The organism is Micromonospora siamensis, from assembly GCF_900090305.1.
Classification (GTDB): domain Bacteria; phylum Actinomycetota; class Actinomycetes; order Mycobacteriales; family Micromonosporaceae; genus Micromonospora; species Micromonospora siamensis.
Map to the genome: position 1 here is coordinate 44672 of NZ_LT607751.1, position 12568 is coordinate 57239.

The 12568-nt window shown below is 73.0% G+C and carries 15 protein-coding genes; 5 read left to right on the forward strand and 10 right to left on the reverse strand.

The window, feature by feature from the left end:
* Positions 1–19 precede the first annotated feature (19 nt).
* The 4 genes from GA0074704_RS00145 to GA0074704_RS00160 all read right to left on the reverse strand — a co-directional run bounded on the left by GA0074704_RS00145 (position 20) and on the right by GA0074704_RS00160 (position 2734).
* Positions 20–355 carry a YrdB family protein gene (locus GA0074704_RS00145; protein WP_088968601.1) on the reverse strand — a complete coding sequence of 112 codons (336 nt, stop codon included), beginning with the start codon at positions 353–355 and terminating at the stop codon, positions 20–22.
* Positions 352–927, reverse strand: a complete 576-nt coding sequence (locus GA0074704_RS00150; protein WP_088968602.1) for a TetR/AcrR family transcriptional regulator — start codon at positions 925–927, stop codon at positions 352–354. The genes GA0074704_RS00145 and GA0074704_RS00150 overlap by 4 nt, the downstream gene beginning before the upstream one ends.
* The gene (locus GA0074704_RS00155; RefSeq protein ID WP_088968603.1) at positions 920–1708 is read right to left on the reverse strand and encodes an alpha/beta fold hydrolase; all 789 of its coding nucleotides are present in this window, start codon (positions 1706–1708) and stop codon (positions 920–922) included. Before GA0074704_RS00155 ends, GA0074704_RS00150 begins: the two co-directional genes overlap by 8 nt.
* Before the next feature lie 105 nt (positions 1709–1813).
* Positions 1814–2734, reverse strand: coding sequence for a proline dehydrogenase family protein (locus GA0074704_RS00160; protein WP_088973344.1), 921 nt, complete (start codon positions 2732–2734; stop codon positions 1814–1816).
* A 142-nt stretch (positions 2735–2876) separates the two neighbouring features.
* Here GA0074704_RS00160 and GA0074704_RS00165 point away from each other — a divergent pair, with 142 nt between their 5' ends.
* The 3 genes from GA0074704_RS00165 to GA0074704_RS00175 are packed head-to-tail and all read left to right on the forward strand — an operon-like array spanning position 2877 to position 4870.
* Positions 2877–3146: a hypothetical protein gene (locus tag GA0074704_RS00165; RefSeq protein ID WP_231926711.1), complete on the forward strand. Its 270-nt coding sequence runs from the start codon at positions 2877–2879 to the stop codon at positions 3144–3146.
* A gap of 1 nt (position 3147) precedes the next feature.
* Complete coding sequence (locus GA0074704_RS00170) at positions 3148–4314, forward strand: glutathionylspermidine synthase family protein (protein ID WP_088968604.1); 1167 nt, start codon at positions 3148–3150, stop codon at positions 4312–4314.
* A 19-nt stretch (positions 4315–4333) separates the two neighbouring features.
* Positions 4334–4870, forward strand: a complete 537-nt coding sequence (locus tag GA0074704_RS00175) for a CGNR zinc finger domain-containing protein (protein WP_088968605.1) — start codon at positions 4334–4336, stop codon at positions 4868–4870.
* 95 nt (positions 4871–4965) lie between these two features.
* On the opposite strand, the gene GA0074704_RS00180 is transcribed toward GA0074704_RS00175, so the two are convergent.
* The 3 genes from GA0074704_RS00180 to GA0074704_RS00190 all read right to left on the reverse strand — a co-directional run bounded on the left by GA0074704_RS00180 (position 4966) and on the right by GA0074704_RS00190 (position 7981).
* Positions 4966–6069 carry an IS30 family transposase gene (locus GA0074704_RS00180; RefSeq protein ID WP_088968606.1) on the reverse strand — a complete coding sequence of 368 codons (1104 nt, stop codon included), beginning with the start codon at positions 6067–6069 and terminating at the stop codon, positions 4966–4968.
* Between the two features lie 85 nt (positions 6070–6154).
* Positions 6155–6961 carry a sugar phosphate isomerase/epimerase family protein gene (locus GA0074704_RS00185; RefSeq protein ID WP_172880285.1) on the reverse strand — a complete coding sequence of 269 codons (807 nt, stop codon included), beginning with the start codon at positions 6959–6961 and terminating at the stop codon, positions 6155–6157.
* A 75-nt stretch (positions 6962–7036) separates the two neighbouring features.
* Positions 7037–7981 (reverse strand): Ppx/GppA phosphatase family protein, encoded by a 945-nt coding sequence (locus GA0074704_RS00190; protein ID WP_088968608.1) that lies wholly within the window; start codon positions 7979–7981, stop codon positions 7037–7039.
* Positions 7982–8055: 74 nt separating this feature from the next.
* Here GA0074704_RS00190 and GA0074704_RS00195 point away from each other — a divergent pair, with 74 nt between their 5' ends.
* Positions 8056–8862: a hypothetical protein gene (locus GA0074704_RS00195; RefSeq protein WP_088968609.1), complete on the forward strand. Its 807-nt coding sequence runs from the start codon at positions 8056–8058 to the stop codon at positions 8860–8862.
* A gap of 151 nt (positions 8863–9013) precedes the next feature.
* On the opposite strand, the gene GA0074704_RS00200 is transcribed toward GA0074704_RS00195, so the two are convergent.
* A complete protein-coding gene (locus GA0074704_RS00200; protein WP_088968610.1) occupies positions 9014–9592 on the reverse strand; it encodes a TetR/AcrR family transcriptional regulator in 579 nt (192 codons plus the stop codon).
* Positions 9593–9757: 165 nt separating this feature from the next.
* Here GA0074704_RS00200 and GA0074704_RS00205 point away from each other — a divergent pair, with 165 nt between their 5' ends.
* Positions 9758–10411 carry an NADPH-dependent F420 reductase gene (locus GA0074704_RS00205; protein ID WP_088968611.1) on the forward strand — a complete coding sequence of 218 codons (654 nt, stop codon included), beginning with the start codon at positions 9758–9760 and terminating at the stop codon, positions 10409–10411.
* Between the two features lie 46 nt (positions 10412–10457).
* Here GA0074704_RS00205 and GA0074704_RS00210 read toward each other — a convergent pair whose 3' ends face one another.
* Together GA0074704_RS00210 and GA0074704_RS00215 are read right to left on the reverse strand one after the other, a co-directional pair.
* Positions 10458–11141, reverse strand: coding sequence for a response regulator transcription factor (locus tag GA0074704_RS00210; protein WP_088968612.1), 684 nt, complete (start codon positions 11139–11141; stop codon positions 10458–10460).
* 16 nt (positions 11142–11157) lie between these two features.
* Positions 11158–12378, reverse strand: coding sequence for a sensor histidine kinase (locus GA0074704_RS00215; RefSeq protein WP_377471912.1), 1221 nt, complete (start codon positions 12376–12378; stop codon positions 11158–11160).
* Positions 12379–12568: the final 190 nt, after the last annotated feature.

Below are 12568 nucleotides of genomic sequence, written 5' to 3' on the forward strand. Positions count from 1 at the left end.
GCCAGCCCCCTTCCATCGGTCAGGCCGGGTGGCCGCCGTGGCTGAGCACCGCCCGGTCGACGGCCCAGACCACGACGAGCAGGCCGGCGAGCACCGGGTGCCCGGCCAGCGCCAGCAGCAGCCCAGCCACCAGGAAGCACGCCGCCTGCACCGCGAGCTTCGCGGGCGCCGGCAGCCGGACAGTCGCCCGGGGCGAGCAGAACACCGCCCAGACCACAGCGATCAGCAGCGGCGCACCGATCCCGGCGAGCAGCCGCACCGCCAGCCCCGCGTCCAGGGTGAAGCCCCACCAGCCGGCGGCGACGAGCATCGCCAGCTCGGCCAGGAAGGCGACGGTGAGCAGCAGACCCTTCATCGGGTCACCTCCGGCCAGTTGCGAAGGGCGGTGTCCAGGATGGCGACCATCTGGTCGAAGGTGCGGTCGAGGCCGCGCGGCAGGCCGAAGCCGCCGGCCACCGCCAGGGTGACGAAGCCGTGCAGGGCGCTGCGCAGGATCCGGGCCGCGTCGACGGCGTCGTCGCCGGTGAGGCCGTAGCCGCGCAGGATGGCGTAGATCGAGGCGAGCGCCCGCTCCCCCGCCGCCACGTGCTCGGGGTCGGCCGGGTCGGGCACCCGCTGGGCGGCCTGGTAGCGGCCCGGGTGCCGCTGGGCGTACGCCCGCCACGCCCCGGCCACGGCCCGCAGCGCATCCACGCCGGCCCGGCCGGCCACCGCCGTGGTCATCGCGTCGGCCAGTTCGCCGACGGCGAGCGCGGCGAGCTTCTGGTCGAGGGCGTCCGCGCCCTTGACGTGCTTGTAGAGGCTGGGCAGCGCGACGCCGAGCCGGCCGGCCAGCGCGGCCAGGGTGAGCTTGTCGTACCCGACCTCGTCGGCGAGCTCGGCGGCGGACCGGACCACGGCCTGCGGGGTCAGGCCGGCCCTAGGCACGGGCGGTCACCGCCAGGAACTCGACCAGGTCGGCGGCGGTGGCGTCGGGCTGGTCGGCGTACGGGTAGTGCCCGGCGTCGGCGATCATGCGCGCCTCGGCGACGGGGAACTGCCGCCGGGCGGCCCGCGCCTCGGCGCCCGGGTCCTTGAAGTCGGGGTCCTTGGCGCCCATCAGCACCAGGACCGGCCGCCGCACCTCGCGGGAGCGATCGGTCCAGTGCGGCTCGACCGGCTTGACCACGCCGCGCACGGCGTCCATCCGGCCGCGCAGCCGGGCGACCAGCTCCTTGCGGTACGCCGCGTCGTCGGCGGGCCGGACGTCGGCGAAGCGGGTGCGGTGGAACATCCCGAACAGCCGGGGGCTGCGCAGCACCAGATCCTGCACCGCCACCAGGAATCCGTTCGGCTTGGCGACGAACGGGCCGATCTGCACGATGCCGTTGACCAGCTCGGGCGCCTCGACGGCGGCGAAGACCACGGCCGCGCCGCTGGACGAGCTGCCGACCAGGGTGGCCGGTCCGCCGTCGAGGTCGCGGACCACGGCGAGAAGGTCGGCGCCCACCTCCGCCGGGGCGTACGAGGGCCAGTGCGGGCTGGAGTCGCCGTGTCCGCGCACGTCGACGGCGGCCACCCGGTAGCCCGCGGCCACCAGCCGGGGCGTCAGGTGCCGGAAGGCGGCCCGCCACTCCCCCATGGCGTGCGCGAGGACCACCAGCGGCCCCTCGCCCTGCACCTCGTATGCGATCGTTCCGCCGTCCCGCACCACCTGGCTAATTGTCATAGCCATAAAGCTAATGCCATTAGCCTTCGCCGTCAAGACCCGGGAAAGCGACCGGCCCGCGCACCGCCGAGGGCGGTGAGCGGGCCGGTGGAGGCCGACGGGGGACTACTTCTTGGAGATCAGCGCCCGGCCGAAGAAGGCCAGGTTCGCGGGGCGCTCGGCGAGCCGGCGCATCAGGTAGCCGTACCACTGGTCGCCGTAGGGGACGTAGGTCCGCACGGTGTAGCCCTCGCCCACCAGGCGCTGCTGCTCCTCGGGGCGGATGCCGTACAGCATCTGGAACTCGAACCGGTCCGGGCCGCGGTCGAACCAGCGGGCCCGGTCCTCGCCGATCGCGATCAGCCGGGGGTCGTGGGTGGCCAGCATCGGGTAGCCGTCGCCGGACATCAGCACGTTCAGGCAGCGCACGTACGACTTGTCCACCTCGCGGGCGGACTGGTAGGCCACCGACTCCGGCTCCTTGTACGCGCCCTTGCAGAGCCGCACCCGCGAACCCGCCGCGGCCAGCTCCCGGCAGTCCGACTCGGTCCGCCGCAGGTACGCCTGGAGCACCGCCCCGGTCGACGGGAAGTCCTTGCGCAGCCGGGCCAGGATGTCCAGCGTCGAGTCGGTGGTGGTGTGGTCCTCCATGTCCAGGGTGACCGTGGTGCCCGCCGCGTCGGCCGCCACGCAGATCGCCCGGGCGTTGTCGTACGCGAGTTGCTCGTCGAACATCTGCCCCAGCGCGGAGAGCTTGACGCTCACCTCGGCGGCGGGAGTGAGGCTGGCCGCGCCGAGCAGCCGCAGCAGCTTCAGGTACTCGTCCCGGGTGGCGTTGGCCTGCTCGGGGGTGACGGTGTCCTCGCCGAGGTGGTCGAGGGTGACCGCTTGGCCGTCGGCGACGAGTTCGCGGGTCGCGCGCAACGCGTCGTCGGTGCCGGCGCCGGCGACGAACCGGCGGACGACGTCCCGGGTGAACGGGGCCGTCGCGACGAGCCGCTCGACCTGGGATGACCGGGAGGCGGCGAGGATGACGGAACGGAGCATGAGCCGAGCGTAACGCCCGCCCCGGACCCCCCGCCCGGCGGCGGCGACCAACGTCACGCACGGTGCGTCGAGGCGCACGGGCACCGGACGAACGGCCCCTCCCCGCCCCCCGTTCCTGGCGCGGATCGGCTACAACGATCACGTGGAACGACACCCCCGACGCCGGCTCCGGTCGGCCACCGTGCAGCTCGGCGCGCTGACCGCCCTGGCGCTGGCCCTCTCCGGCTGCAACCTGACCGACGACGACGATGACGACTGCGCGCTCGGTCCGGCCGGGGGCGGCGCCGACACCGTGGCGCTGGCGCTGCGGGTCCCCGCGCCGTCGGCCGCCCGGGACACCCCCGCCCCGGCCGCCGCGGCGCTGCCCGAGCGCGGCGGGTTCGGCACCCACCTCGCCTCCTGCGGCGGCTGAGATGCGCCGCGAGGCGGTCACCCCCCGCCCGGACTGGGACGCCACCATCCGCTCCCAGGGCCTGGTGTACGTCGACACCGAACTCCCCGACGGCGAGATCATGTCGTACTGGGACGAGACCGCGGCGTACGCGTTCGACCTCGACGAGGTGCTCCGGCTGGAGGAGGCGACCGAGGAGCTGCACCGGATGTGCGTGGCCGCCGCCGAGCACGTGGTGGCCCGCGGCCGGTACGCCGAGTTCGGCATCCCGGCCTGGGCCGCCGAGGCGGTCGCCCGCTCGCTGCGGGAGGGCCCGCCCAGCCTGTACGGCCGCTTCGACCTGCGCTACGACGGCTCCTGGCCGCCCAAGCTGCTGGAGTACAACGCCGACACCCCCACCTCGCTGGTCGAGGCGGCCATCGTGCAGTGGTTCTGGCTGGAGGACACCCGCCCGGAGGCGGACCAGTGGAACAGCCTGCACGAGCGGCTGGTCGGCGCGTGGGCGAAGATCGGCGCCGGCCTGCACGACCGGCGGGTGCACGTGGTCTGGTCGAACGAGGAGGAGTCCGGCGAGGACCAGATGACCGCCGGCTACCTGGCCGAGACCGCCCGCCAGGCGGGGCTGGCCGCCGAGCTGCTGCCGATCCAGGAGATCGGCTGGGACGGGCGGCGCTTCGTCGACGCCGCCGACGCGCCGGTCACCACCTGCTTCAAGCTCTATCCGTGGGAGTGGATGCTGGCCGAGCCGTACGGCCCGCCGGCGCTCGACCCGGGCACCCCGACCACCTGGATCGAACCGGCCTGGAAGCTGCTGCTGTCGAACAAGGCGCTGCTCGCCGTCCTCTGGGAGCTGTATCCGGGGCACGAGTACCTGCTGCCGGCGTACCTGGACTCGCCCCGCGGCATGACCGGGTACGTGGCGAAGCCGCTGCTGGGCCGGGAGGGCGGCTCGGTCCGGATCGTCACCGGCGGTGAGGAGATCACCAATCCGGGGATCTACGGCGACGAGGGCTACTGCTATCAGGAGTTCCGGGCGCTGCCCGAGTTCGCCGGGAACCGTACGGTGCTGGGCAGCTGGATCGTCGACGGCGAGGCGGCCGGGCTCGGGGTACGGGAGAGCGAGAGCCTGATCACCGACGGCTACGCCCGGTTCCTGCCGCACTACATCGACGCGCCGCGTGTCCCGTGAGTCGTCTACCGTTGGTGGCGTGAACTTCGACGCGTACGCCCGGACCGGGGTCGACCTCGTCAACGCCAGGCTGGACGACCTCGACGCCCTGCGGGCCCTCTTCCCCGACGAGAACGCGTGGATGCGCGACGAGGTCGCCGAGCGCGACCTGGCGACGTTCCGGCGGGCGCAGAAGCGCCTCCGCGACATCTTCGAGTACGGCACCTCCGGGCGCGACGCCGAGGCGGTGGCGGAGCTGAACGCCCTGCTGGAGGCGTACCCGGTGCAGCCGCGCATCTCCGGCCACGACTCCAGCGACTGGCACATGCACGTGACCAGCCGGGGTTCGTCGGTGAGCGCGGAATACCTGGCCGGCGCGGCCTGGGGGCTGTCGGTGTGGCTGTGTGAATACGGCAGCGCCCGGTTCGGGGTCTGCGCCGACGAGCGCTGCGGCAACGTCTACCTGGACACGTCCTCGAACTGCTGCCGCCGCTTCTGCTCCGAGCGCTGCGCCACCCGCTCCCACGTCGCCGCCCACCGCGCCCGCAAACGCGCCGCCACCCTCACCCCCGCCTAACCCCCCACCCCAACCCACCCCACCGCCCGCCGCCCCGTTGATCATGAAGTTGTCACCACGACACGCCGGGCGGGGTCAAGGGGTGAGTGCAATCGTTAGGCGGTGATGAGGTGAGCCAGACGCTGGGCTGGGGTGTTCCAGTCCAGCGTCTGTCGGGGGCGGGTGTTGAGTTCGTGGGCGACCTCGTCCAAGCCGTTCTGGTCGATGGTGCGGAAGTCGTAGCTGCTCTTGGGGAAGTACTGGCGTAGCAGCCCGTTGGTGTTTTCGTTGGTGCCGCGTTGCCAGGGGCTGTGGGGGTCGCAGAAGTAGACCGGGCAGCCGGTGGCGACGGTGAACACGGGGTGGGTGGCCATTTCCACGCCTTGGTCCCAGGTCAGCGACCGGCGCAGGTGCGTGGGCATGCGGGTGGCCAGGTTGGTGAGCACACCGATGACGGCTTCGCTGTCGCGGCCGTGGGGTAGGGCGCCGAGCATCACGTAACGGGTGGCTCGTTCCACCAGGGTCACGATCGCTGAGGCGCCGGCCTTGCCGATGACCAGGTCACCTTCCCAGTGCCCGGGCACCGCCCGGTCGGTGACCTCCGCGGGCCGGGTGCTGATGTGCAGGTCTGCGATCCAGGGCCGCCGACGGCGAGCGGCGCCCGCGGCACGTGACTGCGGACGCCGCTGGGTGCGTCCCGACCGTAGCGCTACCTGCCGGGTCAACTCGGCCCTCAGATTGCCTCGCGACTGCACGTAGATCGCCTGGTAGATCGTCTCGTGGGACACCTGCAACTCCGGCCGGTCGGCGAACGTGGTCCGCAACCACGCGGCGATCTGCTTCGGAGACCACCTACGGGCCAGTTTCCCCGCCACCACCTGCCGCAGCCGCGTACCGACCGCCAGCTTCGCCCTCGCCGGCCGCCGCCTGGCCGCGTCAGCCCGCCGCTGCGCCCACTGCGCCTGATAACCCCACCGATACGGGCGGCGCCCCCGCCCATGCGGCAGTGACCGCCCCAGCGGGTTCTTCGTCCCGTGCCGCGCACTGTTGTTCCGCGCCACCTCCCGCGACACCGTGCACACCGGCACCCCGAGAACCCCCGCGATCTGCGAGATCGTCCGACCAACCCCCCACAGATGCTCCAACACCTGCCGATGCCCGAACGTCAACACACCCGGCCTCGCCACCAGCACCTCCAGCCCAACCAAGATCAGTTGCACTGAAGCCTAGAAACCGCCCCGATGCCGCCGACAACAACTTCATGATCAACGCGGCCAGGCGCCGCGGGGGGCCGGGGCCGGGGGGTTAGGCGTTTAGGGGGGAGGGGGTGGTGAGGTTGGTTCTGGCGAACTCCAGGGACTCGCGCAGGTCGGCTTCGCGGACGGCGCGACTCTTGGCGCCTCTCGTGGTGACCTCCACGGCGACCGAGCCGGTGAAGCCGCGGCCGGCCAGCGAGCGGAGCAGCTCGGCGCAGGGCTGGCCGCCGCGGCCCGGGACCAGGTGTTCGTCGCGGCCCTCGCCGGTGCCGTCACCCAGGTGGACGTGCGCCAGCGCGTCGCCCATCCGGTCGGCCATCGCCAGCGCGTCGGTGTGCGAGGCGGCGCAGTGCGACAGGTCCAGCGTGTAGGAGGAGTAGCCGGTCTCGGTCGGGTCCCAGCCCGGCACGTACGGGACGAACTGCCGGCCGGCCATCCGCACCGGGTACATGTTCTCCACGGCGAAGCGCAGCCCGCTGAACCGCTCCTCGATCTCGGCCAACCCCTCGGCGAAGCCGCGGGCGTAGTCGCGCTGCCAGGTGAACGGCGGGTGCACCACCACGGTCGGCGCGCCCAGCGTCTCGGCCAGCTCCGCCGAGCGGCGCAGCCGCTCCCACGGGTCGGGGCTCCACACCCGCTGGGTGACCAGCAGGCAGGGGGCGTGCACCGAGAGCACCGGCATTCCGTAGTGCTCGGAGAGGCCGCGCAGCGCCCCGGCGTCCTGGCTCACCGCGTCGGTCCAGACCATCACCTCGATGCCGTCGTAGCCGACCGCGGCGGCCAGCTGGAAGGCCGCCGCGGTCCGCTCGGGGAAGACCGAGGACGTGGAGAGGAGCACCGGGACGTGGGAAGTCACATCCATCAGGGTAACCGGGGCCGCGAACGGACACCGTGACGAGTCACCGCAAAGCGCCCGTACCCGCCGGCCATGTCACTTCGGTTCGAGCTGGTCAAGCCGGCGCAGGATGACCCCCTCGCGCAGCGCCCACGGGCAGATGTCCAGCGCCTCGACGTCCAGCCGGCGCAGCACCGCCTCGGCGACCACGGCGCCGGCCAGCAACTGGTGGGCCCGGCCCGCGCTCACCCCCTCCAGCTCCGGCAGCTGGGCCGGCGGGATGTGCCGGATGAAACCCATCACCTGCCGCAGCCCGGTCCGGGTCAGGCTGCGCCGGGCCCACAGGCCCGCGCCGGAGGGCGCCGCGCCGGCCAGCCGGGCCAGTGTCCGGAACGTCTTCGAGGTGGCCACCGGCCGCTCCCAGCCCACTGCGGCGAGCTTCTCCACCACCGGGTCGAGCAGCTCGTCGACGTACTCCCGAAGCTCCTGCACCGCATCGGCGGACGGCGGCACCAGGCCGGACGGGTCGACCCGCAGCCGCTCCCGGCTGAGCCGGCCGGCGCCCAACGGCAGCGACTCGGCCACCTCCGGTTCCTCGTCGATCCCCGCCGCCAGCTCCAGCGAGCCACCGCCGATGTCGAGCACCAGCAGCCGGCCGGCGGACCAACCGAACCACCGCCGGACCGCCAGGAACGTCATCCGCGCCTCGTCCGCACCGGGCAGCACCTCCAGGCGTACGCCGGTGGCGTCCCGGACCCGGGCCAGCACCTCGGCCGCGTTGGTGGCGTCCCGGACCGCGGACGTCGCGAAGGCGATCAGGTCCTCCGCGCCGTGTCCGGTGGCGGCGGCCCGGGCCATCCCGACCGCCTCGACCAGGCTGTCCGCGCCGGCCTCGGTCAGCGCCCCGTCCGGGCCGATCTGTTCGGCCAGGCGCAGCACCACCTTCTCCGAGTGGGCCGGCCAGGGGTGGGCGCCGTGGTGGGCGTCGACCACCAGCAGGTGGACGGTGTTGGAACCGACGTCGAGGACTCCCAGTCGCATGTGACCGACCCTAGGGCCAATGTGTTTCGTCGGCTCGCCGGCCGACCGGGGTCACCCCGCGTACGCTGGTCCGGGTGACGAGCCAGGTGGAGCTGCGGGTGCTGGTGGACGACCCCGACGACCCGCGCAGTCGGGAGGTCGGGCTGGACTTCCCCCGGGAGTGGATCGAGTTCGTCGACCCGGCCGACGAGCGGCACGTGGTCCGCGCCGACCTGACCTGGCTGCTGTCCCGCTGGACGTGCGTCTTCGGCAAGGGCTGCCACGGCATCGTCGCCGGCCGCGCCGCCGACGGCTGCTGCTCGCACGGCGCGTTCTTCACCGACGCCGACGACGAGAAGCGGGTCCGGGCGGCGGTCAAGCGGCTCACCCCGCAGACCTGGCAGCACTTCCGCAAGGGGTTCAAGAACTGGACCGAGGAGGACACGGTCGACGGCAAGACCCCGGCCCGGCGGACCGCCACCCGCAGCGAGGACGCGCCGTGCGTCTTCCTCAACGACGCCGACTTCCCTGCCGGCGGCGGCTGCGCCCTGCACGCGCAGGCGCTGCGCGACGGGGTGCACCCGCTGGAATACAAGCCGGACGTCTGCTGGCAGCTGCCGGTCCGCCGGGACCAGGAGTGGCACACCCGGCCGGACAACACCAAGGTGCTGATCTCGACGCTGGCCGAGTTCGACCGGCGCGGCTGGGGCGCCGGCGGGCACGACCTGGACTGGTGGTGCACCTCCTCGACCGACGCGCACGTCGGCGCCGAGCCGATGTACGTCTCGTACTCACCGGAGCTGACCGCGCTGGTCGGCGCGCCCGCGTACGCGAAGCTGGCCGAGCTGTGCGCGGCCCGGCTGCGCCAGGGCCAGATCGCCCCCCACCCGGCCAGCCGGTAGGCGTTCAGTCCGGGCGGTGCAGGCGGGTGGCGGCGACCGCCGCCCCGGCCAGCCCCGTCGCCGTGCCGCTCCACCTGGCTCGCCTGAGGTGCAAGGAAGCGACCCCTCGCAACGCTTTCGGCACAGCCGGGGCCCTTCTTGACCACCCGGGTCAGCCGATCGCGGCGTCCACCAGGGCGCGGGCGCTCCGCTTCGCCGCCTCGGCGACGGCCGGGTCGCCGTCGAGCACCCCGGCGGCCAGGCCACCGTCGAGCAGCAGGGTGAGCTGACGGGCCAGCAGCTCGGGCTCGGCCGCGCCGGCCCGCCGGGCCAGGTCGGTCACCCACGCCCGGACCACGTTCTTGTGCTCGACCGTACGGGCGTGCACCTCGCTGCCGGCCGGCGACTCGGCGGCGGTGTTGATGAACGCGCAGCCGTGGTAACCCTCCCGGCGGCAGGCGCCGGCGAGCGCGTCGTACATGCCCAGGAGCTGGTCGCGGGGTGCTTCACCCGCGGCTCGGGCGGCGGCCCACAGCGCCCCGAACCACGCCTGGTCGACCCTGTCCAGGTACGCCAGCACGAGGTCGTCCTTGCGCGGGAAGTGCTTGTAGAGCGTGGCCTTGGCCACCCCCGACTCGGCGATCACCGTGTCGACGCCGACGCCCCGGGGCCCGTACGCGTAGAAGAGCCGGAAGGCGGTCTCCAGGATGCGCTCCCGGGCGGAGCCGGCGGGGGTGCGCGGCGTGGCCATGGATCCTCCCTCGGTCAGTCCGGCCAAGTATACAGACCGGCCTGTCTTTACTAGTTGTCAAAAACATTCTCCGCACCCTGGCAAGTAGACAGACCTGTCTGTTAGTTTGGCTCCATCGAGCGCTGCCCACCGGGTGTGGCGCGATCAGCGACAGGATGGAACGACATGCGCATCGGGGTTCTGGGCACCGGCATGGTGGGCCGGGCGATCGCCGCCCGCGCGGCGGAGCTGGGGCACGAGGTCACCGTCGGCACCCGCGACGTGGCGACCACGCGGGCCGGCGACTGGGCCGACTGGGCCGCCGCCCGGCCGGCCGTCACCCTGGCCACCCACGCGGAGGCCGCCGCCGACGCCGAGCTGGTGGTCAACGCGACCAGCGGCGACGGCTCCCTGCCGGCGCTGGACGCGGCCGGCGAGGAGAACCTGGCCGGCAAGGTGCTGCTCGACATCGCCAACCCGCTCGACCACAGCAAGGGCTTCCCGCCCACGCTGTCGGTGCTCAACGACGACTCGCTGGGCGAGCGGATCCAGCGGGCGTTCCCGCGGACCCGGGTGGTGAAGGCGCTCAACACCCTCACCGCCGACCTGATGACCCACCCCAGGCAGCTCGCCGACGGCGGGCACACGGTCTTCGTCTCCGGCGACGACGCCGACGCCAAGAAGGAGGTCACCGAGCTGCTGACCAGCTTCGGCCACACCGACGTGATCGACCTGGGCGACATCACCACCGCCCGCGGCACCGAGATGCTGCTGCCGCTCTGGCTGCGCCTCTACGGAAGACTCGGCACCGGGATCTTCAACATCAAGGTCGTCCGCTGACCGTGCCGGCGGTGGCCCCCGGGCGTTCCGGGTGCCACCGCACGGATCACGGCTCGAACTTGTAGCCCAGGCCGCGCACGGTGACGATGAAGCGGGGCGCGGACGGCTCCGGCTCCACCTTCGAACGCAGCCGCTTGACGTGCACGTCCAGCGTCTTGGTGTCGCCGACGTAGTCGGCCCCCCAGACCCGGTCGATCAGCTGCCCCCGGGTGAGCACCCGCCCGGCGTTGCGCAGCAGCAGCTCCAGCAGCTCGAACTCCTTCAGCGGCAGCTGGACCGGGGCGCCCTCGACGGTCACCACGTGCCGCTCGATGTCCATCCGGACCGGGCCGGCGGCCAGCGTGGGCGCGCCCGACTCGGCGGCCTCGGCGGTCTGCCGGCGCAGCACCGCCCGGATCCGTGCCACCAGTTCCCGCGGCGAGTACGGCTTGGTCACGTAGTCGTCGGCGCCGATCTCCAGCCCGACCACCTTGTCGATCTCGCTGTCCCGGGCGGTGACCATGATGATCGGCACGTGCGAGCGCTGCCGCAGCTGCCGGCAGACCTCGGTGCCGGACATCTCCGGCAGCATCAGGTCCAGCAGCACGATGTCCGCGCCGGTCCGGTCGAACTCGGTGAGGGCGTCGGTGCCGGTCGCCGCGACGGAGACCTCGAATCCCTCCTTGCGGAGCATGTACGACAGGGCGTCGGAGAACGACTCCTCGTCCTCGACCACCAGAACGCGGCTCAACGGGACTTCCTTTCCATCACGGTCGGTCCTGCCGGGGCTCGGCCGGGCCGGCCTCGATCCCAGCCGACGCCAGTGTCGCCTCCAGGTCGTCCGGGGGACTGGCGGGCAGCCGGAGGGTGAACGTCGACCCACCACCAAGAGTGCTCGACACGTCGACCCGACCGCCATGGTTGCTCGCGATGTGCTTCACGATGGCCAGGCCGAGCCCGGTGCCCCCGGTCGACCGGGACCGGGCCTGGTCGGCCCGGTAGAACCGCTCGAAGATCCGGTCGACCTCGTTCGGGGCGATCCCGATCCCCTGGTCGGCGACGGAGATCTCGACGTGGTCGTCGGTGGGCCGGGTGGTGATCCGGACGGTGGTGTCCTCGCCTGAGTAGTTGATGGCGTTCTCCACCAGGTTCGCCACCGCCGTGGCGAGCTGGCTGTCGCTGCCGTACACGGTGAGGCCCTTGTCGCCCTCGACGGCGAGCTGCACGCGGCGGGCGGTGGCCGCGGTCCGGGTCCGGTCGATCACCTCGGCGACCACCCAGTCGACCGCGACGGGCTCCGGCGGAGGCTGCTCCTCGGCGCCCTGCAACCGGGTCAGCTCCAGCAGCTCCTGCACCAGCCGGCCCAGCCGGGTCGACTCGTGCTGGATCCGCTCGGCGAAGCGGCGGGCGGCCACCAGGTCCTCGGGCAGGTCGGTGGGCGCCCCGCCGGGCGGCTCGGTGGCGTCCAGCAGCGCCTCGGCGAGCAGCTGCAATGCGCCGATCGGCGTCTTCAGCTCGTGGCTGACGTTCGCCACGAAGTCCCGGCGGACCCGGGCCAGCCGGTGCGACTCGGTCACGTCGGCCGCCTCGACGGCGATGTAGCCGCCGCCGATCCCCATCGCCCGCAGGTGCACGCCGAGCGGGTTCACCCCGGCGCTGTCGCGGCCCCGTGGCAGGTCCAGCTCGATCTCGCGCCGCACGCCGGTGCGGCGCACCTGCCCGGCGAGGGTACGGATCAACGGGTGGGCGGCGATGGATCCGGGAGCGGCGCCGGTGCGCAGCAGCCCCATCGCCCGGGCGGCCGGGTTGACCAGCACCGGCGCGTCGTCCGGGCCGAGCACCACCACGCCGGCGCGCAGCGAGTCGATCGTCTTGCGGCCGACTCCGGAGAGCCCGGCCTGCGGGTCGTCGGCGATGGTGGCCCTCCCTGACTCCAACCGGGAGGCACCGCCTCCCGTGGACGCCCTCCGGCGCCACCACGTGCCCACGGGTCGGGCCAGCAGGCCCCCGACGACCAGGCCGGTCACCAGGGCAACCGCCACCACGACCGCCACCGCCCATTCCACCCGGCGATCGTAGGGTCATCGTTAACCTGGGGATCGCCCAGAACGGGACGAACCACTCTCACTTCCGGGAAAGTTCACCTCCGGGTCCCGCGTCGTTCACCGGCGTTCACCT

Bases quoted from the DNA above. Each gene is read 5' to 3' on its own strand.
- GA0074704_RS00155 (WP_088968603.1), bottom strand. From the start codon at position 1,708: ATGACAATTAGCCAGGTGGTGCGGGACGGCGGAACGATCGCATACGAG.
- GA0074704_RS00190 (WP_088968608.1), bottom strand. From the start codon at position 7,981: ATGCGACTGGGAGTCCTCGACGTCGGTTCCAACACCGTCCACCTGCTG.
- GA0074704_RS00160 (WP_088973344.1), bottom strand. From the start codon at position 2,734: ATGCTCCGTTCCGTCATCCTCGCCGCCTCCCGGTCATCCCAGGTCGAG.
- GA0074704_RS00205 (WP_088968611.1), top strand. From the start codon at position 9,758: ATGCGCATCGGGGTTCTGGGCACCGGCATGGTGGGCCGGGCGATCGCC.
- GA0074704_RS00170 (WP_088968604.1), top strand. From the start codon at position 3,148: ATGCGCCGCGAGGCGGTCACCCCCCGCCCGGACTGGGACGCCACCATC.
- GA0074704_RS00145 (WP_088968601.1), bottom strand. From the start codon at position 355: ATGAAGGGTCTGCTGCTCACCGTCGCCTTCCTGGCCGAGCTGGCGATG.
- GA0074704_RS00200 (WP_088968610.1), bottom strand. From the start codon at position 9,592: ATGGCCACGCCGCGCACCCCCGCCGGCTCCGCCCGGGAGCGCATCCTG.